21 protein-coding genes and 3 pseudogenes are annotated in these 25,013 nt (G+C 62.4%); 14 read left to right on the plus strand and 10 right to left on the minus strand.

Annotation, left to right across the window (positions count from 1 at the left end; genetic code table 11):
* Positions 1 to 165 precede the first annotated feature (165 nt).
* The 4 genes and pseudogenes from DCC27_RS08095 to DCC27_RS08110 all read left to right on the plus strand — a co-directional run bounded on the left by DCC27_RS08095 (position 166) and on the right by DCC27_RS08110 (position 3,856).
* Positions 166 to 1,365 (plus strand): IS110 family transposase, encoded by a 1,200-nt coding sequence (locus DCC27_RS08095; RefSeq protein ID WP_117328642.1) that lies wholly within the window; start codon positions 166 to 168, stop codon positions 1,363 to 1,365.
* Positions 1,366 to 1,379: 14 nt separating this feature from the next.
* Positions 1,380 to 1,676, plus strand: a pseudogene (locus DCC27_RS12670) (ABC transporter permease subunit); the annotation flags it as partial.
* Positions 1,673 to 3,355, plus strand: coding sequence for an ABC transporter ATP-binding protein (locus tag DCC27_RS08105; protein WP_110111042.1), 1,683 nt, complete (start codon positions 1,673 to 1,675; stop codon positions 3,353 to 3,355). The pseudogene DCC27_RS12670 and the gene DCC27_RS08105, both read left to right, overlap by 4 nt.
* 273 nt (positions 3,356 to 3,628) lie before the next feature.
* Positions 3,629 to 3,856: a hypothetical protein gene (locus DCC27_RS08110; RefSeq protein ID WP_148707523.1), complete on the plus strand. Its 228-nt coding sequence runs from the start codon at positions 3,629 to 3,631 to the stop codon at positions 3,854 to 3,856.
* A 165-nt stretch (positions 3,857 to 4,021) separates the two neighbouring features.
* Here the strand turns inward: DCC27_RS08110 and DCC27_RS08115 are convergent.
* The 5 genes and pseudogenes from DCC27_RS08115 to DCC27_RS08135 all read right to left on the minus strand — a co-directional run bounded on the left by DCC27_RS08115 (position 4,022) and on the right by DCC27_RS08135 (position 8,153).
* Positions 4,022 to 5,032, minus strand: a pseudogene (locus DCC27_RS08115) (IS481 family transposase).
* Positions 5,033 to 5,128: 96 nt separating this feature from the next.
* Entirely contained in the window at positions 5,129 to 5,320 is a 192-nt protein-coding gene (locus DCC27_RS08120; RefSeq protein WP_110111044.1) for a helix-turn-helix domain-containing protein, read from the minus strand.
* Positions 5,321 to 5,538: 218 nt separating this feature from the next.
* Complete coding sequence (locus DCC27_RS08125; protein WP_168186103.1) at positions 5,539 to 7,119, minus strand: AvrD family protein; 1,581 nt, start codon at positions 7,117 to 7,119, stop codon at positions 5,539 to 5,541.
* A gap of 8 nt (positions 7,120 to 7,127) precedes the next feature.
* The gene (locus DCC27_RS12835; protein WP_110111046.1) at positions 7,128 to 7,658 is read right to left on the minus strand and encodes a zinc-binding dehydrogenase; all 531 of its coding nucleotides are present in this window, start codon (positions 7,656 to 7,658) and stop codon (positions 7,128 to 7,130) included.
* A 30-nt stretch (positions 7,659 to 7,688) separates the two neighbouring features.
* On the minus strand, positions 7,689 to 8,153 hold the full coding sequence (locus DCC27_RS08135) for an alcohol dehydrogenase catalytic domain-containing protein (RefSeq protein ID WP_168186104.1): 465 nt from the start codon (positions 8,151 to 8,153) through the stop codon (positions 7,689 to 7,691).
* 128 nt (positions 8,154 to 8,281) lie between these two features.
* On the opposite strand from DCC27_RS08135, the gene DCC27_RS08140 reads away from it, so the two are divergent.
* Positions 8,282 to 8,563, plus strand: coding sequence for a TetR/AcrR family transcriptional regulator (locus DCC27_RS08140; protein ID WP_168186105.1), 282 nt, complete (start codon positions 8,282 to 8,284; stop codon positions 8,561 to 8,563).
* On the opposite strand, the gene DCC27_RS08145 is transcribed toward DCC27_RS08140, so the two are convergent.
* Entirely contained in the window at positions 8,555 to 9,865 is a 1,311-nt protein-coding gene (locus tag DCC27_RS08145; RefSeq protein WP_117328640.1) for an ISL3 family transposase, read from the minus strand. The two genes, DCC27_RS08140 and DCC27_RS08145, sit on opposite strands and share 9 nt — an antisense overlap.
* A gap of 150 nt (positions 9,866 to 10,015) precedes the next feature.
* Between DCC27_RS08145 and DCC27_RS08150 the strand changes: the two genes are divergently transcribed.
* On the plus strand, positions 10,016 to 10,348 hold the full coding sequence (locus tag DCC27_RS08150) for a hypothetical protein (protein ID WP_148707524.1): 333 nt from the start codon (positions 10,016 to 10,018) through the stop codon (positions 10,346 to 10,348).
* Between the two features lie 436 nt (positions 10,349 to 10,784).
* On the opposite strand, the gene DCC27_RS08155 is transcribed toward DCC27_RS08150, so the two are convergent.
* From DCC27_RS08155 to DCC27_RS08165, 3 genes are read right to left on the minus strand one after another with little or no spacing between them, the layout of a single operon-like run.
* Entirely contained in the window at positions 10,785 to 12,884 is a 2,100-nt protein-coding gene (locus tag DCC27_RS08155; protein WP_246840164.1) for a cysteine peptidase family C39 domain-containing protein, read from the minus strand.
* Positions 12,885 to 12,886: 2 nt separating this feature from the next.
* Complete coding sequence (locus tag DCC27_RS08160) at positions 12,887 to 15,682, minus strand: type 2 lanthipeptide synthetase LanM family protein (protein ID WP_110110495.1); 2,796 nt, start codon at positions 15,680 to 15,682, stop codon at positions 12,887 to 12,889.
* Positions 15,683 to 15,709: 27 nt separating this feature from the next.
* Positions 15,710 to 15,862 carry a lacticin 481 family lantibiotic gene (locus DCC27_RS08165; RefSeq protein WP_110110496.1) on the minus strand — a complete coding sequence of 51 codons (153 nt, stop codon included), beginning with the start codon at positions 15,860 to 15,862 and terminating at the stop codon, positions 15,710 to 15,712.
* A 654-nt stretch (positions 15,863 to 16,516) separates the two neighbouring features.
* Between DCC27_RS08165 and DCC27_RS08170 the strand changes: the two genes are divergently transcribed.
* The 8 genes and pseudogenes from DCC27_RS08170 to DCC27_RS12510 all read left to right on the plus strand — a co-directional run.
* Positions 16,517 to 17,290 (plus strand): ABC transporter ATP-binding protein, encoded by a 774-nt coding sequence (locus DCC27_RS08170; protein WP_110110497.1) that lies wholly within the window; start codon positions 16,517 to 16,519, stop codon positions 17,288 to 17,290.
* 77 nt (positions 17,291 to 17,367) lie between these two features.
* Positions 17,368 to 18,804 carry an FtsX-like permease family protein gene (locus DCC27_RS08175; protein ID WP_110110547.1) on the plus strand — a complete coding sequence of 479 codons (1,437 nt, stop codon included), beginning with the start codon at positions 17,368 to 17,370 and terminating at the stop codon, positions 18,802 to 18,804.
* 343 nt (positions 18,805 to 19,147) lie between these two features.
* Positions 19,148 to 20,104 (plus strand): ABC transporter ATP-binding protein, encoded by a 957-nt coding sequence (locus DCC27_RS08180; protein WP_246840069.1) that lies wholly within the window; start codon positions 19,148 to 19,150, stop codon positions 20,102 to 20,104.
* Positions 20,101 to 20,856, plus strand: coding sequence for an ABC transporter permease (locus DCC27_RS08185; RefSeq protein WP_110110499.1), 756 nt, complete (start codon positions 20,101 to 20,103; stop codon positions 20,854 to 20,856). Before DCC27_RS08180 ends, DCC27_RS08185 begins: the two co-directional genes overlap by 4 nt.
* A gap of 10 nt (positions 20,857 to 20,866) precedes the next feature.
* Positions 20,867 to 21,601, plus strand: coding sequence for an ABC transporter permease (locus DCC27_RS08190; RefSeq protein ID WP_110110500.1), 735 nt, complete (start codon positions 20,867 to 20,869; stop codon positions 21,599 to 21,601).
* Positions 21,602 to 21,603: 2 nt separating this feature from the next.
* Positions 21,604 to 22,857, plus strand: a complete 1,254-nt coding sequence (locus DCC27_RS08195; protein ID WP_110110501.1) for a sensor histidine kinase — start codon at positions 21,604 to 21,606, stop codon at positions 22,855 to 22,857.
* A complete protein-coding gene (locus tag DCC27_RS08200) occupies positions 22,854 to 23,510 on the plus strand; it encodes a response regulator transcription factor (RefSeq protein WP_110110502.1) in 657 nt (218 codons plus the stop codon). Before DCC27_RS08195 ends, DCC27_RS08200 begins: the two co-directional genes overlap by 4 nt.
* 11 nt (positions 23,511 to 23,521) lie before the next feature.
* A pseudogene (locus DCC27_RS12510) lies at positions 23,522 to 23,888 on the plus strand (IS5/IS1182 family transposase); the annotation flags it as partial.
* Positions 23,889 to 23,894: 6 nt separating this feature from the next.
* Here the strand turns inward: DCC27_RS12510 and DCC27_RS08205 are convergent.
* Positions 23,895 to 24,881, minus strand: coding sequence for a GlxA family transcriptional regulator (locus DCC27_RS08205; RefSeq protein WP_110110503.1), 987 nt, complete (start codon positions 24,879 to 24,881; stop codon positions 23,895 to 23,897).
* Positions 24,882 to 25,013 lie beyond the last annotated feature (132 nt).

The raw sequence follows: 25,013 nt of genomic DNA on the forward strand, positions 1-25,013 counted from the left end.
GTCGTTGATGATCAGGGGGGTGTAGTCACCGGAACCAGTCTGGTTCGTTCGGATCGCTAATAGAAGCACGCTCCAAACTTTTGTGGGTCTTCGTAACGTGGATGTGAACGCACGAACCACCGGTCACCTTGTTTTTATTGGAACGCACCCAAGAAGGTGATCGATATGGAACCCCAAGTATTCGTTGGTATCGACGTCGGAAAGTCTCAGCATCACGCCACCGCAGTCAATCAGCAGGGCCGGGTAGTGCATGACAAACCGCTGCCACAATCCGAGCCCAAGATTCAGGAACTCCTGACAGATCTTGTCGCCAAACACGGCGAGTTGCTGGTCGTAGTAGACCAGCCGAAAACTATCGGTGCGCTGGTTGTCGCTGTAGCTCAGCAGATGGATACTCAGGTGGCGTATTTGCCAGGACTGACGATGCGTCGAGTCGCTGATCTGCATCCGGGTCAGGCGAAGACGGATGCCCGAGATGCTTACATCATTGCCGAAACTGCCCGCACCATGCCACACACGCTGCGGGGTATCACCGTGGCTGAAGAACAGATCGCGGAGTTGTCAATGCTGTGTGGTTTTGATGATGACCTGGCAGCCCAGCTGACTCAAGTCCGCAATCGGCTCAGAGGGCTGCTGACGCAGATCCATCCAGCATTAGAGCGCGTGCTGGGGCCACGGTTGGCACACCCAGCAGTCGTTGATTTACTCGGCAGGTACCCAACCCCTGCGGGGTTGAAACGCGCCGGTCGAGGCCACGTTCGAGCTCGGCTCAAAAAGCTTGCGCCACGCATGGCAGCACGGTTGACCGATGAGATCTTTAGGGCATTAGCCGAGCAAACGACTATCGTGACCGGCACTCATGCTGCTGAGCATATTATTGGTCGCTTAGCTGCCCAACTACAGCAACTCACGCAGCAACGCAGTGATGTTGAAGCTGAAATTTTGTTGGTGGTTGATGCGCACCCTCTTACCGAAGTCCTGACTTCCATGCCCGGTGTTGGAGTCAGGACTGCCGCACGCATTCTCACCGAAGTGGTCGGTAAAGACTTCCAATCCGCAGCTCACTTAGCATCATATGCTGGCATCGCACCCGTGACCCGCCAATCCGGGACCTCCATCCGTGGAGAATCCCCATCTCGGCGCGGCAACAAAGTGCTCAAACGAGTGCTGTTCTTATCTGCCTTTGCTTCGATTAAAGGCGACCCCGCCTCGCGAGCCTACTACGACAAAAAACGCGCCGAAGGCAAACGCCACAACCAAGCCGTCATCGCCCTCGCCCGACGCCGATCCGACGTCCTGTTCGCCATGCTCAGAGACGGCACGTTCTACGAATCTCGCCCAGCACAACTTGTTCCAGCAGCTTGACGAAAACGATAGAAGCACCCCGCATCGCCCGGGTGGCCCGGGCTGCCACGCTGGCAGTCACGTCCGAAGACTACATCCGCGCCGCCGAACTCTATGCGGTCCCGCGTACCCAGATCCTGGTTCGCGAGATCTTCCCCAACATCACCGGCCCGCTGGCCGTGGAAGCCGGGCTACGCCTGACCTACTCGATCGGCACCAACCTGCTGGCCGACGCCTTGGCACGTGCCACCGCCCTGCCGGTGAAGGCCTCCCGACTGGCCACGAAGACCAATACCCCCGAGACCACCGCGGAGAAAGTAGCCAACCGATGAGTCCCGACCATCCCACCAGCGCAACTGACACCGTGGTGCTCACCATCCGGGGGCTGAGCGTCTCCGCCACCGGCACCGGCCACCAGATCATTCACGACCTGGACCTGGATCTACACCGTGGCGAAATCCTCGCCCTGGTCGGAGAATCCGGCTCCGGTAAGACCACCGTGGGGCTTGCCTGTCTGAACCACTTCCGCACCGGGCTAGCCCAGACCGGTGGCGAGATCACCCTCTACCCACGCACTGGCGAAACTCCAATCAACGTCATTGAACTCACCGATGACCGCATTCGAGCCCTGCGTGGCGAACGCATCGCCTACATCCCCCAAGACCCGGCGTTGAGCCTTAACCCGGCCATGCGGGTGGGCGACCAAATCCGGGAAGTACTCGACATCCACGGCTACGGCTCCAACTCCTCCGAGCGCGCCCAGCGAGTCGCCCAGGTCTTAGGCGATGTCGGTTTGCCCGATGATGATTCCTACCAGCGTCGCTGGCCACACCAGCTCTCCGGCGGCCAACAACAACGCATCGGTATTGCCATGGCCTTCTCTATGAACCCCGACGTGCTGGTGCTCGATGAGCCCACCACCGGGCTGGATGTCTCCACCCAAGCCCACGTGCTCGACACCATTCGGGAAATGACCGCCCGCCACGATGTGGCCTCGCTCTACATCACCCACGACCTGGCGGTGGTCGCCGAATTGGCCCACCGCGTGGCGGTCATGCTACGCGGTGACCTGGTGGAAATCGGCGATTGGCGCAAAATCCTGAACGAACCCGACCACCCCTACACCCAACGCCTCCTGCGGGCAGTACCCGATCTAGCCGGAAAGAAAAATCTCACCGAAACCAACCAGGCGCCCGCGATCACCGAGCCTTCCACCGCCGCCCAGGGACAGTCTCAACCGCAGGAGAAATCCGGGCCCAGCCAACACCTGCTGGCTGTGCGGGAGTTGCGGATGTCCTACGGGTCCCATGAGGTGCTCAAGGGAATCAACCTCACCATCGATCCCGGGGAATCCACCTTATTACTCGGCGAATCCGGTTCCGGTAAAACCACCCTGGCCCGATCGATCGCCGGGCTCAACCCGGACTACACCGGCACCATCCAACTACGGGGCCAGGCACTGGAACACCGGGCCCGCAACCGTAGCCTCGATGCCCGCCAAGACATCCAGTACATCTTCCAGTCGCCCTTCTCCTCCCTAAACCCGCGCCAATCCATCGGGAAATCCCTGACCGTACCGTTGCGGATGTCCCAGCGGCTACCTTCCTCCCAACACCGGGCTGTGGTGGAAGAAACCCTAGAAGCTGTCCAGTTGGACCCCAGCTTCTACGACCGCCGGCCCGGAGACCTCTCCGGAGGGGAACGCCAACGCGCAGCCATCGCCCGCGCCCTGGTCAACGCACCCTCGATGCTGGTCTGCGATGAAATCACCTCAGCCCTGGACGTCTCCGTGCAAGCCTCCATCCTGGCCCTGTTGAACCACTTGCGCCACCAGCGCGGGCTGGCCCTACTCTTCGTCACACACAACATCGCCCTGGCCCGACACATCGCCACGCAAGTGGCAGTGTTGAACCAGGGCGAAATTGTCGACCACGGGCCGGTCAATGACGTCCTTGACAACCCGTCACATTCCTACACCCGACATCTACTCGACGACCTACCCCAGCTGTAACACTCCAGCTGGGCTGAGCATTACAGGTGGCCACTCCTGGTAGCGACAAATGCGTTCCCACCACACGATATCCCCTTGATGGCGGGACTCTTCACTCGAGGCTCAAGATAAGACTGTGCTCGGCGTTGAGAGAGAATCTCAGGACTTCACGAGTAGGTCATGACACAGTGGCACTAGAGCAACTCGCCTATTCCGCCCACGATGGGAGTGCAATTACCCCTAGTGAAGGAGAGCTCGACGATGCAAGCAGTACGCTTTGTTTCGCTTGTAGTCATGATCATAGCCCTGGTGGTCGCGGTGTTTGTTGTCCTCAATAACGTGATGGATCCCGGTAGCCTTCCGGATCCCATAGCCCCGGCTGTTGAGGTCCTTCCGGAGCAGGGATCCGGTGCAGCTATTGTGCTAACAGTCGTGGTGGTAGGCGTAGGCATCCTGGCCTCGGTAGTCCATAAGAACGCGAAGAAAGCACTGGAAAAACAGGACTCGAAGAAAGACCTCTAAGACAAGTCCGGTTCACGGAGTAAAATTCCCTTGCCGGTCCCCCCGAGACGTATGAGTTGGACTTTCCTGCGCACGGCGCCATCGGTGGATAGCGCACCATGCGCAGGGTCGGGGTGAATCGTCGCTCTGTTTTTGCTGTCATGGGACAGGCACTTCTTGACGGGCCTAGGTGTAGTTGGTTATGACGTTGTCGACACGGGTGTGGAGGCGTGAGGCGGGTGGCTGGTCACTGCAGGTGGTGTGGGGTCGATGATAGTTGTAGTGATGGTTCCAGGTTCTAAGGGCTCCTCGTCGTTGTTGTTCTGATGTGTAGGGCCGGGCGTAGAGGCACTCGTCGGCCAGGAGCCGGTTGTAGCGTTGAATTTTGCCGTTGTGTCGTGGCGTGTACGGGCGGGTGCGTTGGTGGCGGCCGATGAATCCTTTGATCCCAGCCTCGAACGCGGCAGAGCGGTATCAGGGCCCGTTGTCGGTGACCAGTGGTGCGATGTGGGTGATGCCGTGGGCGGCGAAGTAGGCCTGTGCTTGGTGGAGGAACCTGATCACGGTTGTAGCTTTCTTGTCCTCGAGCGCTTCGGTGTAGGCCAGACGGGAGAACCCGTCGATGATCGAGTGGAGGTAGGTGTAGCCAACTTTTTGTTTGTGTCATCGTTTGGCAGCCAGTGCTTGCTGGCTGCCTCGGCCATGGGCCCACCAGCCGCCTCCGTCGGGGATCTTCCCGACTTTTTTGACATCCATATGGGCCATGTGCCCGGGATAGCGGGCACTGATCTTCCCTGGACGGCGTAGGTTCTGCCCCTCTGGGGTGATGTCCCGAAGACGGTTGAGCCCGAGCCGGTCCAGCCAGCAAGTTACGGTGCGTTGGCTGCAGTGGATGTGGTGTTGGTCAAGCAGTTCATGGGTGATGCGGGGTGCTGATCATTTGTGTTCGCGGCGCTATTGCTCGATCAACGCGACCACGTGTGCAGGCAACCGGTTGGGGACCTGGTGTGGGATGCTGGAGCGGTCTTCCAGCCCGTCGGCTCCGAGCTGGCGGTCCCGGCCGACCCATTTCGACAGTGTCGAACCGGCGATATGAAACTGCGCAGCCACGTGGGAGATCGGACGGTTGTGCTGAACGACCTGGTCTACGGCTCGTTGTCTTCCCTCAACGGTCAGTGGGGCGTTACGGTGGGTCATGGAACGGGTCTCCTCCCCAGCGACGGATTTTTAGACACCACCCATCGTGCCGGTCAGAGGCCCGTTCCTTCTACCCACACTCCGGTGACCACAACGTCATGACCCACAACAACTAGAGCGGTCGTTAAGCCCGTGGCCCTCCCGGTGGCGTTTGACCCATTTGCTGACTGCGGCTGGGCAGACCTGGAAGCGTTCAGCGACCCGACGCTGGGACCACCCATCCTCGATGACCAGGGCTACGATGCGTCGCCTTCCCTCAGGGGTCAGCGGTGACCTACGGTGAACCATAGGAAACCTCCGTTTATCGATTCGTGAGTGTGATTACCCACATCGATATCGGAGGTCTCCGCTGAGGTCACCGACCGTTCACAACCTGTCGAGGAACTACACCTAGCAAGCGCCAATTTTGCCCACCAGAACGCCTCACGTAAGGGAGGAAAGGTCATTTCAATTCTCGAGCGCACCTTCTCCAAGATTGAGAATTTGTCGATGTTCTTTCCCGCAGCTTAAGCCAAGGACCGCGAGTCACTCGTGGCTTTTTGAACGGTAGCTAATCTCTCGGCAACACTTCCAGAAGCTTCTATGACGGGAACGGAAAGACTGCAAGCGGAACGCCTCAACTTCGAATCAGTGAAGGATCGGTATTCCTCCATTAATGGCCGGTGGCCGTCTGAGGCGATGGCGAACTCGATCGGCAGGTGCACTATGAGGTCGTAAGAACTCTGTGCGTGATCGAGAAACACTTGCCCTATGCGTCGGATGGCCTGATCAAAGGATGATCGTTGTTCTCTGTGGCGATCGGGGGCTGCTCCTAGGCTGAGGCCGAATTTGATCCGGCCGAGTCCGTAAGCGCATTCGTTGAGTGAGGACCCGTCTGAGACGAGTCCTTGTGAGCAGGCCGGCTCTGTTGCTACGCGTCCCTCGAAGCGCCGGACGCCGAGTTCGAGGAGGTCGAGGTAGTCACACTCATGTAGTGGCTTCCCGTCGAAGTGATCGCGGAGAAAGTCACGCATGCCGCGTGCGGCCACGAGAGGCAGGCCAAGCTCGACGGCTGCTCGTCTCGCCTGCGTCGTCTTGCCGGTTCCGTATGTCCCGGAGATGACGATGCGCATCATCGCTCCTTCCGATCTGAAACGTCGTGCGCGAGCGAGTAGTTGACGGAGACCCCGCCGATGATCGCGTGAAGTGTTGCCGTGCGCCAACACACTGTGGGTCGCTCGATGAGGCGGGCCTTGACGAGATCGACACTGACCATGTCCTCGTACTTTTCGCCTGGTGGGTGGAGAGTTTCGCGTGAACTCAGCTTTCCTCAACCAGAGAGTGCGGGTGGATGCACGATCGAGGCCGTCGAGCTCAAAGACGTAGACCTGTCCAAGTTGAGCTGCGAAGATATTGGCGTCAACGAAAGACACGACGCTTCCGTGGTTGCTTTCAAGCCCGCCGTGACCGGAGGGCCCGATGGGGTCTGACAGCGTGAAGTAGGAGTGTATCCGTGGATCGTCAGGCGTAGAGGTCGCGGAGGAGAGCTGGCGGTGGACGCGCTTATAGCCGTCTGCGTAGTACCCGGGGAGCGTATCGCTCTTACAGTCAATATCACGCTTGGCTGTTGTCGTCTGGACCGTCATTCGTACGCGGAAGGACTGCAACTGACATCGAAAAGAGATGCCGGTATCGTCGGACGGTGTAGGCTTGGCGACCTCAAGAGACACGGACAACGGACCGGAAACGTCCACTACTTCCTTGCCCGGGTCCAAGGTGCAGTGAGAGATCCAGCAGTTCGCTACCTCGACTCCTATCGACTGGAGGTAGTGTTCTGCCATTCTTGCGGCCAGGACCATGGCGTCGACGGAGGCAAGATGAGCGTGCTGGTTCTCGTCGCCCTTCCGTGACCAGTCGTCCGGATAGTGAGCATTGATGAGGAACTCGGCTCGTTCTGAGCCGACGTTGGTCGGGCGTACATCGTGTCTGACGCGGGTGAATCCTTCACCGAAGAAGCGTTCCGATGCTGCGCCGAGCTGCCAGTCAATGGTCCGGGCCCGGATGCTCTGCATTTCCGGCGAGTGGATGATCGGTGAATCTATAGACATGGCACCGCCTAGGGTCGAGGGTGATCGGGCATAGCGAGAACGGCTTTTCGCCCCGCCGGCAGCTGGGCAAGTTGAGCGAAACACTGCAGCGAATCTTCGAAGGAGATGCGCTCTGGCTCGGGCGGACGCACGGAACCTTCTGCCGCTTGCGTCATGGCCTCCTGAAGCAAGCTGCGGAGGAATCGTGGCTTGGTTCGTAGCGCGAGAGGCAAAGAGCATAGAACCTCGCGAGGGTTCCCCCGAGACCGGAGCAGGGTCGAAACGCTGCCGTGCACGGTGGCTCGGCGCTGCCGCCCCGATTGCCCACCGAACGCGATTCGCACAATCGATCCGCCCTCCCGGACCACGGCGGGCAGCTCTCTATCGCCGGTATGGTCAATCGCTGCATCAACGCCGCCACTGGCGGCGGAGAGCAACTGCTCCTTCCAGTCGCCGTGGGTGTAGTCGTAGCAATCAGCGCCGAGACTGGTTGCATGTGACGCTGATCGGTTGGAGGCCGTCCCGTAGACGCACAGCCCGGCAAGGAGCCCGAACTGCACCGCCCAGGAGCCGAATGCGCCTCCCGCTCCTTAGATGAGCACGGAGTCGCCCCGCTCCAGGTTGGCCAGCCTCAAAGCGTGCATCGCGGTCACGGCATCGAGCAGGATCGTCGCCGCCGAGGCCGCGTGAAGCGCGCTGGGAACGGGGACTAGAATGTCCGGCCTGACCGCGAGGCGCGTTGCATGGGCCCCCATCGCTGGGAGGACGCCGGCCACGCGCTGGCCGACACGAAGACCAGAGAGGCTTCCTGGCGGAAGCGATTCGACGATCCCGACGAAGTCGTACCCGGTGACGAACCCTGGGACCGGCTGGAGATGGTAGTCACCACGGGCCGCCATGACGTCGGTGACCCCGACGGAGGCATACTCCACCCGGACGAGGGCTCTGTTCCTCGTCGCCGGTGAACGCCGACCAGCGCTTTGACGGATCTTGAGTTCACCGAAACGGGTGACTTTGAGCGACTGATCTGTGGTTGTTCTCACGAGCAGTCGCACCCCCTTCGGGTGGCGCCGCGGCATGCCCGCGAACGCGCCGCCGCGCCACGCGTTCGTTCTACCTCCGGAAGGGGTGCGATGCCGCCACGAGGGGTGAGTTGATGCCGTGCACGAGGTACTATGTCGGCGTGCATGCCAAGCAAGCCAGAGCGACTGAGTCCTACGAATTGATCCTTCATGCCGCCGCGGTCGAGTTCGCGGAGAAGGGATACTCCGGCGCGTCCATCACTACCGTCGCGGGGCGTGCGGGCACTCAGAAGGGCAACGTTCAATACCACTTCCGCACCAAAGCCGATATTGTTGCCGCGCTCATTGAGCGGGTGTTCGAGGGTGGGCGATATCTTGGCGCCGATGCCGAATCGGGCGCGCATGGTATTGCGGCGATCATTGAGCAAACTGGCTCATCGTAATTGAGAGTGTAGAACCGGTCTGAAGCCGCCGGACTCGAGCAGACATCTCGCGATGTAGTGCGTGAGGTTGCGGAAGCCGAGTGCTGAGCCCCGTAGGTGTTCGAGCCTGCCATTGATCGCTTCGGTAGGCCCGTTCGACGTTCCCGGTCGGGTGAAGAACGCCAGGATATCAGCAGCTCGACGCTTCAGAGTCCGTCCTAACCGCTTGAGTTCGGCCAGTCCTGTCGGCAGATTCGTCGTCAGATCGTCGATGACTGTTTGTAAGAGCTTCTTGCCCTCGTTGCCGTCGTTGGTTCGGTAAGCGCGCACAATGTCTTGATAGACGGCCCAGGTGACTTCGACGGCGGTGAAGTTGGCGTCGGCGAAGAGGTCTACGATCCGCTCCTGCTGTTTGGCCGTGAGCAGATCAGCACCGGTGTGCAGAGTCCTGCGCGCTCGATACAACGGGTCTGTTGCTCGTCCGCGATGCCCGGTGGTTTCCTGCTGAATGCGGCGGCGTACCTCGTCGAGGGCATCACCGGCGAGTTTGACGACGTGGAACGGGTCCATGACTTCGACAGCCTCGGGCAGTTCCTCAACGGAGGCTGTTTTGAAGCCGGAGAATCCGTCCATCGCGACGACGTCGATGCCATCACGCCAGTCTTTCGGTCGGGCTTTCAACCATTGCTTGAACACCTGTTTCGATCGTCCGGGCACCATGTCGAGCAGGCGTGCCGGGCCTGCTTTCTGGCTGATGGGAGTAAGGTCGATGATGACGGTGACGTACTTGTCACCGCGCCTGGTGTGCCGCCAGACGTGTTCGTCGACACCAATGACGCTGACCCCGTCGAACCGGGCCGGGTCGTCGATCAGCAGTCGATGTCCCTGCGCGAGGATCGCGGAGTTCGCGGTGTGCCAGGACACGGCGAGTTTGCCTGCGATCACGGACACGGTGTCGTGGTCGATGACGAGGGCACGCAGCGCCCAGTCGAGGCCGGTTCGCGAGATCTTCGCTCGTGGTGGCGCCGCAGCAGTGGTGTTCTGACGCCATACGCGGCCGCATTCGACGCATTTGTACCGGCGGAGGCGAATGTGAAGCGTGGTGGGCCGGTGGCCGAAGGGTTCGTGGGCGAGGCGGCGGACGACGGTGTCGCGGACGATCCCGTGTCCGCCACACCGTCGGCACCAGTCATCGGCAGTGTTGGGCTGGCATTCCAGAATGGCTTTGTGCCCGGTGATGTGCTGGCCAATGCACGTGAGGTCAAGGGAGTCGAGCCGGCAGAACGTCGTGAGATCAGGAGATGAGAAAGTAAGCTTGGACACGTCGAGGTCTTTCGGATGGACTGTGTAAGAACTTCCATCATCGGAAGACCTCGACGTCTATCCGGGCAGCGCCACGCCGTGTCCTGGAATCACTGATCCACACCCTCAATTACGAAGAGCCAGCAAACTCCCCAAGTGGCGGTCACCTCGGTGCGATCGCCCTTTGCGCGGGCTGCGATACGACTCCTTGACGAGCGAGCGCAGATTCCGCTGACACTTCCAACACCCTATGTCGGGTGGATCGACAAAATCGCCGGTCACCTTCGCGAAGCCGTCGATGACGGCGAGTTGGCGATCACCGAGGACTCGATCCCGGAGACAGCATGGCTCATCGTGGCTGGGTTCCACGGCGTCAAGAACGTCCCCATCCGGTTGGGGCAGATGGAGACCATTCCGGACCGGCGGAAGAACTCCTCAAAAGGCAGTTGCGAGCTCTCGCTTCGCCGATTGCGCAGCAGACGATTCCTGTGTCTTGAGACGTGAAGGTAGTCCGCCTCCATCCTGTCGGTCGTGACACGTCCGGCAATCCGGGGAAGCGGAGCAACTTCCGGGCGTATCGCAGTTCGGGCACATTACCGAGGGCTTCACCGTAGGGCCGCCTCTGCGGAGCATTCTCCCGGCTTGCGGTGAGCTGCGCCATACATCCTCCTCGGTGATCGAGACTCAACAGGCGCCCGCCAGGGACGGGCCCTCGCTGTGGCACGAGACTACACCCGGATTTTTACGGTCGGCAAGTTTGCCCGCGGTTGAGACGGCGCTCCTGTGTAACATGCCAAAAGGCAGCAGCTACCCCTCGGGCCCCGTATCGCGGACGTTCTGAACTGTTGTTCACTCGGGCCGAGTGCAAGATGATCCGCCGGAACTCCATCGCGAGACGGGTGGCTCATCGGGCACCAGCAGGGCAAGCGAGGAAGAGGCTTTAGTCCACGGTCTGCCCTACCGCCCCTTCTACGTAACGGGCATAGGACTCGCTGGTTGAAAGCAGATCGACGTGGTCGCCAACCTGCGGACGGGCTCCGTCGCCAGCGAGGAACACCACACGGTCAACATGGGTCAGCATATCGAGCTGATGGCTGACCATTACCATCGCGACGCCCCTGTACTGATCCGCATCCAACACGTCGTGGTACACGCTCTGACGAGTGAACGGGTCGAGGCCACTGAGTGCCTCGTCCCAGAACACTGCCGAGCTGCCTCTGAGCAGAGACTTGGCGATCAACAGACGCTGCGCTTGTCCCGAGGAGAAGTTCTTCCCGTTCTCGAACACCGCCGAATCCAGTCCGAGTGGGAGTGCTGCAATTCTCTGGGCAAGGCCGACCGCATCGAGGACCTGCCAGACGCGCGCATCGTCGGCGCCGCTGTCGCCGACGATGTTGTCCCGGAGTGTGCCGGCGTGGAGAGACATTCCGGGCAGGACAATACCGAGCTGGCGACGAACCTCAGGACTCCCGTGGATGACATCTCCGTCGTGGTTGACCAGTCCGAGGAGTATATGCAGGAGTGTCGATTTGCCCGAACCGGACTCCCCGACGATCGCGATCTTCTCACCTGGGCGTATGTCGAGGTTCATGGGTTCGAACACGCGGTCCCCGCCGGGGTAGGTGAACGAGATATCACGCCCTTGGATCAGCGATCCGGTTGATTCATCCACCACGTCAGGCTTTGTGGTCCGGCCTGGTTGACGTAATGGCGCTTGCCGCTGTTCAAACACCAGGGCCTTTGCCCAGGCGACGAAGAAGTTGTTGAGTTCCGTTGTCGACGTCGCCAGCATCCCCACTCCGGCTTGGAAGAGCACGAGGTCCGGCATGCCAATGATCGACTGCTGATAGAGGTAGATACCGGCTGCGGCTGTGATCACGAGAGACACGCCGTAATAGATCCGCTGAATCGCCATGCTCAGATTCTGTGCGCTCAGCGTCTTCTTGAACGTGCTGGTAAGACGGAGGTTCTCCTCCCGCCAGCGATCGGCGACAGCGTTCTCAGTGCGCGTCACCTTGGCTTCTTCGATGGCGAAGATATCGTGCTGGATCGCGGAACTGAAAGCCACCTGCTGTTGGACGTAGTTTTGGCTCGCATCGCGTTCTCGCTGTATCGCAAAGATCGCCAGTGTCGTGAAGACGAGGGCGATTGCGCAGGCGGTGAGCGTGAGTGGGAGCGATATCCATGCCAAGTACGCAACGAGAACGAGCACGGTGAGGAAGCTGACTGCGGACGGCACGGCGGTGGCCAGCACCGTGTCTCGGAGCGCTCCGCGGAGACTGAGCACCTCGAGCAGAGACCCTGTCGTTTGGCTCTTGAAATAGAGGAAGGGCCTGTGGAGGAACGAGGTAAAAAGCGGATTCGAATACCTGTGCTCGAAACGATCTGAGAGACCACGTTGAGCCACGGTCAGCGCGATCGCCGAGGCGGCGTAGAGACACACAAGCAGGAGGATCAGCCCGCCCGTGACCGCCCACACATGGGTGCTGTCGAGAACCTCCCGGACTCCTGCTGCTATTGTTATCGATGCCCCTTGGCCGATGGCGAGACCGAGGATGAGCAGCCCGAGGTGCTTTGAAATGAAGACGCGAATGGCCGGCTGCGGCCGAACCGGTGGGGACACGTCGACCGTGGCATAGGTAGCCGGTGCCACGAGGATCCAGGTGCCGGCGAAGTGGCGCCGGAAGTCCTCCGTGGTCAGTCTGATGCGCCCGTGCGCGGGGTCGATCAGGCGGACGTGACGCCGGGAGACGGCGGTGACGACGACGAAGTGGTTGCCATTCCAGTGGGCAATGGCAGGCCCCTTGAAGCCGCGGAAGACGGCGCGGACGGAGTGATCACCCGGGTCGCGGAACGCCCGCGTCCGGGTGCCGAGGCGCTGATCCAGCGTGCGCAGATACGAGGCCTTGAGCCCGTCCGGTGGCATGGCCTCGTCCTCGTAGAGCTCGTGCGGGAGACGATCAATGTCGAGGGACGACAGCATCATGGAGAAGCAGGCCAGCAAGCAGTCCTGTTCAGAATTCTGGAGTCGGATCTTCACCGTCAATTGGCCCGGCCTCCGGTGAGGCTCGGCATGAGCAGAGCCGACGGGCTCGTCGTGCCGGCCGCGGCACGGGAGAACGCGTGGAGCATACCGGAGACGCCGGTCATGGCGGAGTAGGACTCGACGAACGAGCTCAGTCCGCAGAGCCATCCGTCGCGAAGTCCGAAGCCTGCGACGCTGTGCCAGTCGTCGTCCCAGGACGAGGTGGGGAGCTTGTTGGATACGGACTCGAGTGCAAGCAGGTTCCCCAGGATGCCGTGGCAGAGCGAGAGGCTGTTGAGGTCCAGGCCGATGTTCTGGACTCCTCGGGCCGCGTCGTGGAGCTCGCTGGTGACTTCTGTGCGCTCGTCGCGGCTGAGGAGGCCATGAGTGTCGTCCAGGCACAGCCAGCGGTGCCTGGCGAGCATGATCCCGGTGAGCCCATGGCACCAGTTGGCGCTGGGATCTCCGTCGTCGTGGCGCTCGTCGCGCCATGATCCGTGTGCCCGGAACTTCGCTTCGTGTTTCCATGCGGCGCGCCATTCGTCCCGGAACGTTGAGTCTCCGGTGATGTGGGCGGCATGGAGCAGTCCGGTAGCAATGCCGGAGGCTCCGTGGGCGAAGCTGGCATTGTCGAGGCCACGTGGGCGGTCGATCGTCCATCGGGTCTCGCGCAGAGACACGAGATAGGTGGCCAGGCGTTCAGCGACGTGGGCGCGCAGCGAGCCATCCGGGGCGTCGGCGAGTGCGATGAGTGTTCCAGAGACGCCGGCAAGGACGTCCGTGTCGACGTCGTCCAAGGAGGCCGTCAGGCACGTGCTGAGGAACGTCTCGGTGAGCTGGTCGACGTCGGTGGTGATGAGCCCGCGCTGGCTGAGCGCTGAAAGGAGTGCCAGGTGCCCTGCTGCTCCGTTGTAGTACGAGAGCAGTCGCTTGGGTGATTCGAGGTCACGGTGGAAAGCCTCGGTGGCCTCTCGCCCGATCGCCTGGAAGATCCCGTCACCGCTGTGTTGGCCCGTGAGATCCCGGTAATCAAGCATCCCAAGCGCAAGGCCAGTGGTGCCTTCGTAGACACTGCCGATCAGCGGTCGAAGTTCGAACTGGTCATGATCGTCGACTCCGAGGCTGAGCCAGTTCACCGAGTCGTCTGTCCTCGATGGTGCCGCCGTCGAGACGATCTGCTCCCAGAGCTGATGTGCGGCGTCGCTGATCTCGGACGACGCCACGTGTCGCTGGTAGGTCACGCGCGTGGGACTGACAAGGGAGAGAACCTCTTCGCTTTCAAACGTGAACTCGATCAGTCGGCGTTGAAGTGTCAGGTCCTGCTCGTCCAGGCTGTCGAGGTGCTCGAGCGTGAGGCGAAGAGGAGATTCCGATAGCTGTCCGACCGCGATTCCATCGGCGTCGGTGATGGATGTCGAGGCTGCGCCGCAGGCGAACGACGGGATATTGGCCTGGGCGATCTGGCGTTCTTCCGACTCCATCACCCCTGTCGGGATCCCGGCCCCGCTCCTCCTCAGCCTCCTGGTAAGGTCTTCTTGCCTGGACAGGTTGGAGATGGACCAGAGGTACTCGATGAAGACGCTGTAGTCGCTCGTGCGACGGGCGAGCAACCGGCAGCGGACGGCCTCGCTGCTGGATTCGAGCAGCTGGCGGATGTCCTCGCGAGATTCCAGCAGAGCCTGGTAGGAGCGGGTAAAGCCTTCGATGATTGTGTCGACGTGGTCGTTGGGCAACATGGGCTCAGTGTGGCCATCGGTGTCGGCGAGGAACGGGAGATGGCTGGGGTCATAGCGATCTTCATATCCGCGTTCGTAGCGCAGGTCATCGCGTTCGGGGTTGATGAGGACACGCTTCTCGGGGCGCCAGTGCCCGCGGGAGAAGGCGCTGACGTCACCGCCGTAGATGCGCATCCCCGAGACGATCGGCAGCATCCCGGTACCGGTGACAGAAGCGAGGATCTTTCCGTTGACTTCGGTCGCCGCCGATGTGGGAAATGACGGCTGCCGGATCATGGTGGTGAAGATCGTCTCGGCATCAACGACGCAGGGACGATCCCCGACGGGAACGATGTTCTCGTGGTGGAGGTCAGTCAGCCTGAGCGCATAGGCCACGAGCAACAGATGTCCAGAACGGCGATAGTACGTGCGGATGTCCTCGCTGCTTTCAGCGGCAGTACGTTCGACTGCCTGGACCCAGCAGTATGTTGTGTGATCCAAAACAGGGGGCGTGACGGGGAAGGGCTCGTCGCCAGCCCGGCGGCAGACGAGGTCGGAGACGCGCTGAAGGAGAGTCTCATTCGCTGCGGTGCGGGGTTTGAAATAGACAACGACTCCGCTTGTCAGACCGACACGCGATGTCGCTGTTCCCGCATGAAGATCGCCGGTGGGCTCGATGACCTCAACCGCGTCATCGGTGGCGGGAATGATCCCTGATGAGCGCAGTTCGTCAGCATCTGCTTCGTATCGGTCGGTGATGGTGTGGCAGAGATCTTCGAAAGACGTCAACCGCTCGTGTAAGCGGCGGTGTACCGGGGCAAATCGGGTTTCGATCTCGGTTAAGACATCTGGGACTAGGTCGGCGTTGAAGGCCTGGTATCGGTCCTCTGGGGTGAGACCGGGCAGTGTCTTCTCGATCCGGCGTTCGTTCAGCAGGTAGATCAAGGCCGGCATGAGGATCTTGAGCACTTCGCTGTGGAACGCGTTCTCGGCGATGAGTGTGCGTGTCAGCGGTCCAGCATGCTCGTGGATTGTGGTGAGGAACCCGGCGAACGGGGGCGCTGAGGGGGAAGGTTGGTCGGACAGCCTGGCAGTCACTTCAGTGGTGCTTCTTTCGGGTTGGGGTCAGCTGCAGCAGGTGAGCAGCCCCTGCCACGAATTCATGTGGCACTCGTGAGTGAGGGTCGAGATGACGCCGTCCGCTCCGAGGATCTGGTCGAGTTCGTTGTCGGTCAGTTCCTGCAGAGCGGTGGCCGCCTCGTGGTTGATTGCCTTCATGATGATCTTCTCCTTTGCGTGACGCCATAGAGGGCTCTGTACTGCGGACAGTTGCGTGGCGGCCAGGCTGTCCGGGGCGATGCCCACTGCCAGGCTAGGACAAAACTTTACGACCGGCAAGGGATGCAGGTTGGGGCGGCGCCGACCGTGGTTGGATGTGCCCGCTGGGTCCCGTGCAGCCTCCTGGGCGCAGGTTGCCCTGTGACCTGGCGGCCGGGTGATGGCATAGGACGATGACGGAGATGCGACGAGCGCGACGTGGGACGATCACGCGGTAGGTCAGGCTGAGCACGCAGCTTCGACCAGTGCGGGTGGTCGGCCAGGCCTGCCTGACGGGAGTGCCGCGGCAGGGGATCGGAGTCCTCGGCTCCGGTAGCTTCGGGAAGTCGACGACGCTGAGGGTGCTTCTCGGGCTCGTCCATCGCGCGAGCTGTGTGCCCCTCGGTGTAAGTGTGCGGAGCGGTCGGCGCGGAGGGGAGGCAACGAACGTCCCGGAGGCGTCGACGACGAGCTGCAGGTGGCCAGCGCACGACCATCATGATCGCGGCTGAGACATCTTCGAGTGTCGCGGGATTGTGAACCGTGGTTTGATGTGCCGCGGCTCCTTCCTCGTTGGAATGGATAGTGGATGATCGACCAGCGAGAGGAGACAGCGTGACACCGGAGGCACAGCGAGTACCGGCCGCGCACGCGTTCGCAGCGCGCGTGTTCAACCTGACGAAGACCTATGGTGCTGGAGCGAACGCGGTCCGGGCTCTCACTGATGTGACCGTGGGAATCCGCGAGGGCGAGTTCACTGCGATCATGGGATCGTCGGGGTCGGGCAAGTCGACGTTGATGCACATCATGGCCGGCCTGGACGACTCCTCGGGCGGGCGGGTGTTCGTCGGCGGTACGGAGATCAAGCGGATGCGTGACGCCGAGCTGACGGTGCTGCGTCGCCGCCGCATCGGTTTCGTATTCCAGTCGTTCAATCTCGTGCCGACCCTCGATGTGCTCGGCAACATCCTCCTGCCGTTCAATCTCGACGGCCGCAAGCCCACGACCCAGGAGCGTGCACGCGTCGACCGCCTTATCCACTCGCTCGGCTTGCACGACCGGCTTGCGCATCGACCTGGTCAGCTCTCTGGTGGTCAGCAGCAGCGCGTCGCCATCGCCCGCGCCCTCGGCACGAACCCCGAGTTGGTGTTCGCAGACGAACCGACTGGAAACCTTGACTCACGGTCGAGCCGCGAGGTGCTCTCTCTGCTCGCCGCAGCGGTGAAGGAACATGGGCAGTCGATTGCGATGGTCACGCACGATCCGATCGCCGCCAGCTACGCCGACCGGGTGATCTTCCTCGGCGACGGTCGGATCGTCGCCGACACCCCGAGACAGTCCGCTGAGGCCATATCGCGGTCCATCCTCGAGTTTGAAGGTGCAGCGTGAGCACCGCGGCACCAGAAGCCCCACTACAGGCTCCCCAGGGCAACGCCAAACCGTTCGCGTGGCTCCGCGAACACGGCATGGGGGCCAGTATTCTCATCGGGGCCCTGTCAACCGCGTTCGGGGTGTTCCTGATCAACGCCACCGAGTACATCGCCGCGTGGGTCGGCGGCAGCAACCTCGGCATGGTCGGTGGAATCCGGTTGTTCCTCACCTTCGGATCGGTCGTCATGGTCGGCTTGGCCATGTATGTCGGTGCGATGGCGACTGCCAACACGTTCTCGACCATCATCGCCGGCCGCGTACGCCAGATCGCTCTCATGCGACTGATCGAGTCCAGTGCTCGCGCGCAACGGCGCATCGTCGCCCGCCAGGGCCTCACCGTCGGCGTCATCGGCGCGATCCTCGGCGTCTTCGCCGGAGTAGGCATCTCGGCGATCGGCGCGTCAGTCATCTCCGGGGTCGTCGCAGCTCAGACGGGTGGCGCACTCACGGCGCCGGAGGACTTCTCGGTGTGGCATGTGACATTCGCTGCGCCGGTCATCGCGGTTGTCCTCACGACCTGGATCGCGGCCTGGGTCGGATCGCGACGCGTGCTCACCGTTAGCCCGTTGGAAGCGCTGGGCAGCTCGGGTGACCGCAGTTACGCGAAGGTCGCCCGGCAGGTGGGTCGCCACGTCTGGGCCGTCGTGCTGCTCGCGATCGGTGGGGTGTTGCTGCTGATCGGTATCTTGCTGGGCAATGTCATTCCGCCCTTCGGGTTCTTCGTCGCGTTCTGGGGTAGCGCGTTCTCGTTCACCGGAATCGTCATCGGGTCGACCCTCATCATGCCGCCACTGCTGCGCGGCTTCGGGTTTCTGTTCGGAACCTCGACGACTGCGAAAATGGCGGCCGGGAACGCGCTCCGCGCCCCGGAACGTGCCAGTCGTATGTCCGTCGGCGTGATGATCGGTGTCGCGCTCGTTGTGATGTTCGCGGTCGCTCTTGACGTCATTCGCGACGCGGTCATCAACCTGACCGCCTACTGGGAAGACTTGGACCTCTCCCCGGAAGAACTCAACGCTCTCACCAGCCAGATGGACACTGCGTTCAGTATCTTTTCGGTGATCATCATGGGGCTCGTCGGGGTCTCAGCAGTCATCGCAGGTATCAGCCTGATCAACCTGCTGACCATCGGAGTCGTGCAACGCCGCCGCGAGCTTGGACTGCTCCGAGCCGTCGGTCTGGCGAAAGGCCAGATCCGCCGAATGGTGTTCCTCGAGGCACTGCACATCGTTGTGACCGCGACCGTTGCCGGTCTCGCGCTCGGAGTGTTCTGCGGGTGGGCCGGAGCCCAGTCATTGTTCGGCTTCTTGGGCGACCGCACCTATGGTTTCGGTTGGCTCGCGCCGAGCGTACCGTGGTCGGTCATCGTTGTCGTCACCGTTGCCACGACCGCCCTCACTCTGCTCGCAGCGGTGATGCCCAGCCGCATCGCGACGAAGGTCACCCCCGTCGAGGCTCTACACGCCGACTGACCCGGAGTGCCGAGCCGCCAGGCCGGCGTCGCACGCGACCCATGCCCGTGTTGAACGGTCGTCGGGGCCGAGTGGAGCCCGGCTCGCCCGATCGTTGAACTGATCCCTCGGCCACTGTGCCGGAGACCTCGGAGCGGTCTGCCTTGGCGCCGAGCATCCTGGGCGATTCTGAGCTGGACGTCGAGGGCCGATGACCCGTTCCTGGCAAGTCACCAGAGGTGTCGCAGGCGGCAGTCCTGGCACGCGGCCAGGCCTGTCAGATTGTGAACCACGGTTTGATGTATCGGCGTTTGGGACGCACTGGAATGGATGGTGTAATCATCCACCAGCGATAGGAGACGACGTGAATCAGCCTTCCCAGTGGGCGATCCGCACCAGCGGGCTGACCAAGCAGTATCGAGGAACCCCGGTCGTGGAGGGAGTCGACCTCGCCGTCGCCCCGCAACAGGTCTACGGGTTCCTCGGACCGAACGGTGCGGGCAAGTCGACCACGATGAAGATGCTCCTCGGCCTCGCCCGCCCCACCTCAGGCACCGTGGAGATGCTGGGCGAACAGTTCACCCCCCGCTCGTCCAGGCGCATCCTCCCGCGCGTCGGCTCGCTGATCGAGGCACCCTCGTTCTACGGGCACCTCACGGGGCACGAGAACCTCGAGATCGTACGCCGCATCAAGGGCGTCCCAGTTGAAGCCGTCGATGGGGCGCTGGCGACTGTGCGGCTCACGCACGCGAAGGACAAGCTCGCGAAGGAGTATTCGCTGGGCATGAAGCAACGCCTCGGCATCGCGATGGCGCTGCTCGGCAACCCCGAAGTACTCATCCTGGACGAGCCGACCAATGGCCTCGATCCGTCCGGCATCCACGAGATCCGTAACCTCATCAAGAGCCTGCCGCAGAGCCATGGGCTGACAGTGATCGTCTCCAGCCACCTGCTCAGCGAGATCGAGCAGATGGCGAACACCATCGGCATCATCAACCAAGGCCGGCTGCTCTACCAGGGCCCGATGTCCGGGCTCGAGGACGCGGGCCGGCTCGTCCTCACCATTGACGACGCCGAGCGCACGGCGGCGAAGCTGCGGTCGATCGGCTGGCAGGTCGAGCAGGTGCAGGGCCGGGAGATCACGCTCCCGGTGTACGCGGACGAACACATCCCGAAGCTGGTGAACACCATCGTTGGCGAAGGCGTCGGCGTCTACCGAGTCGAGGTACGACGTCGCTCGCTTGAAGAGACGTTCCTTGCGATGACCGAGCGAGCGCAGATGCAGGCCGCCGAGGTCGGGAACGGGCAGGTGGCGGCATGAAGGCGCTCGGTCTGGAGTTTTCAAAGCTCAAGCGCAAGCGGCTCTGGCTGACCGTGCTGCTGGTGCTCGGGTTCGAGGTCGTGTGGGTGCTCCTGCTGCTCATCAACGCATTCGGACGCGACATCAGCGGTGCGCCGAAAGACACCGGGTTCGTGATCGGCCAGGTCTCCCAGGTGCACACGATCTTCGCCTCGATCTTCGCCACCGTGATCGTCTCCCGACTGGCGGCGATGGAACACGACGGTGGGACGATGCCGATGCTCTTCGCCGCGAACCAGTCTCGCGGATCTCTGTTCCGTGCGAAGTACCTCCTTGCGGCTGGCCTGTCGACGTTCGCTACGCTGGTGATCGTGGCCGCGGTCAGCGCCCTCGCCGCTGCCCAGGGCGTCGCGTTGGATATGGGGCTGATCGGGGTGTGGTTGCTCGGGCTCGTGCTGGCGAACCTCGCGATCGTCGCGATCCAGCTGTTTCTTGCGCTGCTGTTCCAACGGCAAGCCGTGACCCTCACCGTCGGCATCATCGGTGGACTGATCGGCTCTTCGGCCGGATTCGTGCCCCCAGCGGTCGCCTCCCTCGTGCCGTGGCAGTACCCAGGGCTGATCACACCGGTGCGTACCGAAGTGGTCGACGGCACCATCGTCGGGTTCTCGATGATCGAGAACCTCGGCGCCCTCATTGCCGTGGTCGCCGTCGTCGGTGTGCTCTGCGCCGGCATCGGTCAGGCCGTGTTCAGCCGTCAGATCTCGAAGTAAAGGAGTGCTCATGTCTACGCTTTCCATCGAGCGTCACAAGTCCAAGCGCGCCTGGGTGCTCCTGGCCGTCGTCATCGTCCTCGCCGGTCTCAACGCCCTCAACGGGGCCACGAACTACCTGCGCAACGCCGAGACGTTTCAAGAACAAGGCGTCACCTGGCTCGCCGTTTGGGGGCAGGGCGGGCTGCTATGGGCGATCCTGTTCTTCCCGTTCCTCATCACCATCCGCGCCGCCTCGTTGACCCGGATGGAACACGAACAAGGCAACTGGCGACGGCTGGCCTCCTACGGTGCGCATCTGCGCGTCTACCGCGGCAAGCTGCTCTTGCTGGCCGGGTTCGTGCTGTGTTGCCAGGCCGCGTTCATCGTGGTCGTCGCCATCGCCAGCCTGCTGCTCGGCTTCGAGCTCCCGCCGGAAGCGATCGCGGCCATGCTCTGCTGGGGGCTGCTGGGGGCCATCGGCGGAATGACCGTCGCGGCGATCCAGCTGGTCGTCGGGATCATCGTACGCAGCTACGCCACCGCCGTTGCCATCGGCCTGGTCGCCTCGGTCGGCAGCCTCATGGCCACCCTCGGCGGGCTCGACCTGCTCTACCCCTACGCGCAGGCCGGAGTCGGGATGCGGGTGCGCGCCCTCGACTGGCCCACGGTCCCCGAGACGTTCGGGTTCCTCGTCTGGAACACCCTGCTCATCGTCGCCGCGGTCCTCATTGGCAGAATGGTGCTACGGAGGAAGGAGCACTGATCATGACCGAGCAGGCACGGCCGGGGCGAGGATTCCTCGCCACGCACCCGACGCTGGTGGATGTGTTGGTGTCGGCCGGCTATGCCCTTGTGCTCTCAGGGGGGATCTTGCACTCGATGATCCTCGGGAACGTGCCTGCCTGGACCGGGGCGTTCGGTTTGGCCATCACCGCGGGTATCAGCGGCGCGCTGTTCTTCAGGCGACGCGCCCCGTTGGTTGTGCTGGGAACTGTGTTCGTGCTCGTCATGACGAAAGAGCTTGCCCTCGGTTTCTGGGACTACGTTGGGCTTGCGCTGGCTTGCTACGCGGCAGGAGCGTACCTCGAAGCGAGGAAGGCGTGGGTTTTCCTTACTGGCATAGTCGTCGCCGTGGTTCTCACATTGATGGTCGGGAACATGATCACCATGGAGTACGCCAGTGGCAATAACCGGCTCTTGGTGATGCTGAACTTCATCATCCCCGCGGGTCTGACTGGAATTGTTGTTGGGTTTCACCGTCGTCTGCGTGACTCCGAGTGGCAGCGTTATCACCAGCAGCAGAACGAACGAGTGCATGCGGCCGAGTTGAAAGCGGTGCAGGATCGCACCGCGCTATCTCGTGAGATGCACGACGTTGTCGGGCATTCGTTGACCGCGATCATCAATGTCTCTGACGCCGCGCGCAGGGCTTCGGGTATCAGCCCGGAGGTCATGGAAGAGGGGCTGAGCAGGATCAACGGGATTGCTCGGGGTGCGCTCGGGGAGACCAGGAACATTCTTGACACTCTGCGTCCTGAGGGGGAGGCTGCCCAGTTACGTCCGGCCACGCCGCCGGTCCTGCCGAGGCAGACACGCGCTGAAGAGGCGGTCGTAACGGTCCCGGTCGATCTTGGTCTTTACGAGCTGATCGACACGGCCGAGAGCGCCGGGCTCACGGGGAAGCTCGTCGTCAATGGGAACCCCAATCCTGGCGAGCTGACTGAGGATATTCGGGGTAGCGTCTACCGCATCGTGCAGGAGGCAATCACGAACGTGATACGCCATGCGAGTGGCGCGACGCTGCTAACGGTGACCCTTGTCTATTCGGATGACAGTCTCATCGCACAGGTTCACGACAACGGCGAAACCAGCGACCTGACAGTGGGGGCTGGGAACGGACTACGTGGTATTTCCGAGCGCGCCGCACTGCTCGGTGGCGAAGCACACCACGGCCCGGCCCCCGCTGGCGGTTGGCACGTGACAGCCACGATTCCGCTGAGGCAGGAGACCTCATCATGAACATCAAAGTCATGCTCGTCGACGACAACGAGCACACCCGCAGCAGCTACGCCATGATGCTCACGCTCGAATCCGACCTTACCGTCGTCGCCGAGGCTTCCGACGGACGAGAAGCCATCGAACGTGCGGCCGAGACGCAACCAAACGTCATCCTCATGGACGTGCGGATGCCGCGTATGGACGGCATCGAAGCGACCCGGCGCATCACCGGGTGGAATGAGGCACCGCGTGTGCTCGTTCTCACTACCTACGACCTGGATGAGTACGCGTTCAACGGTCTGGCGGCCGGAGCGAGCGGCTTCCTCCTCAAGGACGCCACCCCAGATCAGCTCACTGCCGCGGTGCGCGCGGTGTACGACGGCGATGCGGTCGTGACGCCGCGAATAACTCGTCGGATGCTCGAGACCGTGAAATGGCCGACTCTACCGGAACCGGCGGCGGACAGTGATTTCGCTGCCTTGACCGAGCGGGAACGGGAGATCGCGCGGGCGATCACTGAGGGGCTGACGAACGCGGAGATCGCCGAACGGTTCGTGCTCACCGAGAGCACGGTGAAAGCACATATCAACCGTATCCTCCGCAAACTCGACGCACGCGACCGAGTAGAGATCGTTATCCGTGGTCACCGAGCTGGATTGGCGCAGAATCTGTAAACCAGGGCACCGACATCACCTGGTCGGCCGCCACGGTCCGGCGGCGCCGCGATGAGTGGATCGATATCGGGATCTTCGAACGTCTGGGGCCTACAACAAGATCGTCGACCTGGACCTCTTCGATGTCACGGTTGACGGGGGCATCGGAGAGGCGCCCTGCGGTGGTGAGGCAGCGGGTAGCTCCTTTGTGGATCGCTGGGGCAGGGCACCAAGCGATCTCTGCTGATCGAGGCCGCCGGTGAACCGCTGGGTTGGGTCATGGCTGGCGCGCTCCGCATCGATTCACTCCTCCCCCGTCCTACCTAGGCGAACCTCGCGCATTTCGACCCGGGGTTAGGTGATGGGCTGCCCAACGCCGTCAGTCTCCACCTCGACGCAATGGGTTCAATGGACGCGAAACCGGCTACGGTATTCGCTCGGGGTGACGTTCAAGGCTCTACGGAAGGCACGGGTAAGGGTGTCGAACGTGCCAAACCCGCACGCGGTGGCGATGCGGGTCAGAGTGTCGTCCGTAGTCTCCAGTCGGTTGCGGGCGGCCTCGAGGCGTGCGGACTCGACATACGCCGCTGGCGTCATCCCCAGCTCCTGCTTGAAGATCCGGGTGAGCTGCCGGTCGCCGATATGCAGATTCGCGGCGAGATCGGCGACGGTCAGCGGTTCGGCGAGGTGCTGGGCGATGTAGTGCCGGAGTTCGTCGACGCGGCGGGTGGTCGAGATGGGTTCGAGCGGCACGCTGAACTGGCTCTGACCGCTGGGGCGCTTGAGGTAGACGACGAGCTGCCGGGCAACCTTCTGCGCGAGCACTTCCCCGAAGTCGTCGGCGACGAGCGCGAGCGAGAGGTCGAGGCACGAGCTGATGCCCGCGCCGGTCCAGACGTTCCCGTCGCGGATGAAGATCGGGTCGGCGTCCACGGTGATCTCGGGATGCTCGGCGGGGAGCTGTTGCACGGTCGACCAGTGCGTGGTCGCCCGCTTACCGTCAAGGAGCCCGGTGGCGGCGAGGATGTGCGCACCCACGCACACCGAAGTCACACGACGCGTACGTGAAGCCAGGTCGGCCACACGGTCGGCTATGCCGTCGTCGACGAGGGCGGTGACCCGCCTGTGCTCATCGACACGCACAGAGCCAGGAACGACGAGCGTATCGATCGACCGATGTGCGAGGCCGTCGAACGTCACGTCCGGCAGGATGCGAACGCCCGCGGACGTCGTGACCGGGTCCATGGTCTCGGCTGCGAGCACGACCTCGTACCCGGTGGGTTCGTCCATCTCCCGTTGCAGCAGCGCGAAGACCTCGGGAGGGCCGGTCACGTCGAGCAGGTCCACGTGCTCGAAGACGACCACTACGACAAGGCGCTCGATCACGCTCACCGGTTTCCTCCGTCCCGTCGATGCCTACGATATCGGTTTTTGCGGCTTGCATGACATTGCCGACACCCTCTGGTGAATCTTAACGTCGCAGTATCCCCGGTCGCCACGAACCGGCCCGGGCACCGATACCGA

Source organism: Auritidibacter sp. NML130574 (assembly GCF_003185725.2).
In the GTDB taxonomy this organism is placed as follows: Bacteria; Actinomycetota; Actinomycetes; order Actinomycetales; family Micrococcaceae; genus Auritidibacter; species Auritidibacter ignavus.

Excerpts from the sequence above, each read along its gene's own strand:
- DCC27_RS08095 (WP_117328642.1), top strand. The coding sequence starts at position 166 with ATGGAACCCCAAGTATTCGTTGGTATCGACGTCGGAAAGTCTCAGCAT.
- DCC27_RS08105 (WP_110111042.1), top strand. The coding sequence starts at position 1,673 with ATGAGTCCCGACCATCCCACCAGCGCAACTGACACCGTGGTGCTCACC.
- DCC27_RS08110 (WP_148707523.1), top strand. The coding sequence starts at position 3,629 with ATGATCATAGCCCTGGTGGTCGCGGTGTTTGTTGTCCTCAATAACGTG.
- DCC27_RS08120 (WP_110111044.1), bottom strand. The coding sequence starts at position 5,320 with ATGGTTCACCGTAGGTCACCGCTGACCCCTGAGGGAAGGCGACGCATC.
- DCC27_RS08125 (WP_168186103.1), bottom strand. The coding sequence starts at position 7,119 with ATGTCTATAGATTCACCGATCATCCACTCGCCGGAAATGCAGAGCATC.
- DCC27_RS08165 (WP_110110496.1), bottom strand. The coding sequence starts at position 15,862 with ATGAAGGCAATCAACCACGAGGCGGCCACCGCTCTGCAGGAACTGACC.
- DCC27_RS08175 (WP_110110547.1), top strand. The coding sequence starts at position 17,368 with ATGGGGGCCAGTATTCTCATCGGGGCCCTGTCAACCGCGTTCGGGGTG.
- DCC27_RS08185 (WP_110110499.1), top strand. The coding sequence starts at position 20,101 with ATGAAGGCGCTCGGTCTGGAGTTTTCAAAGCTCAAGCGCAAGCGGCTC.
- DCC27_RS08190 (WP_110110500.1), top strand. The coding sequence starts at position 20,867 with ATGTCTACGCTTTCCATCGAGCGTCACAAGTCCAAGCGCGCCTGGGTG.
- DCC27_RS08195 (WP_110110501.1), top strand. The coding sequence starts at position 21,604 with ATGACCGAGCAGGCACGGCCGGGGCGAGGATTCCTCGCCACGCACCCG.
- DCC27_RS08200 (WP_110110502.1), top strand. The coding sequence starts at position 22,854 with ATGAACATCAAAGTCATGCTCGTCGACGACAACGAGCACACCCGCAGC.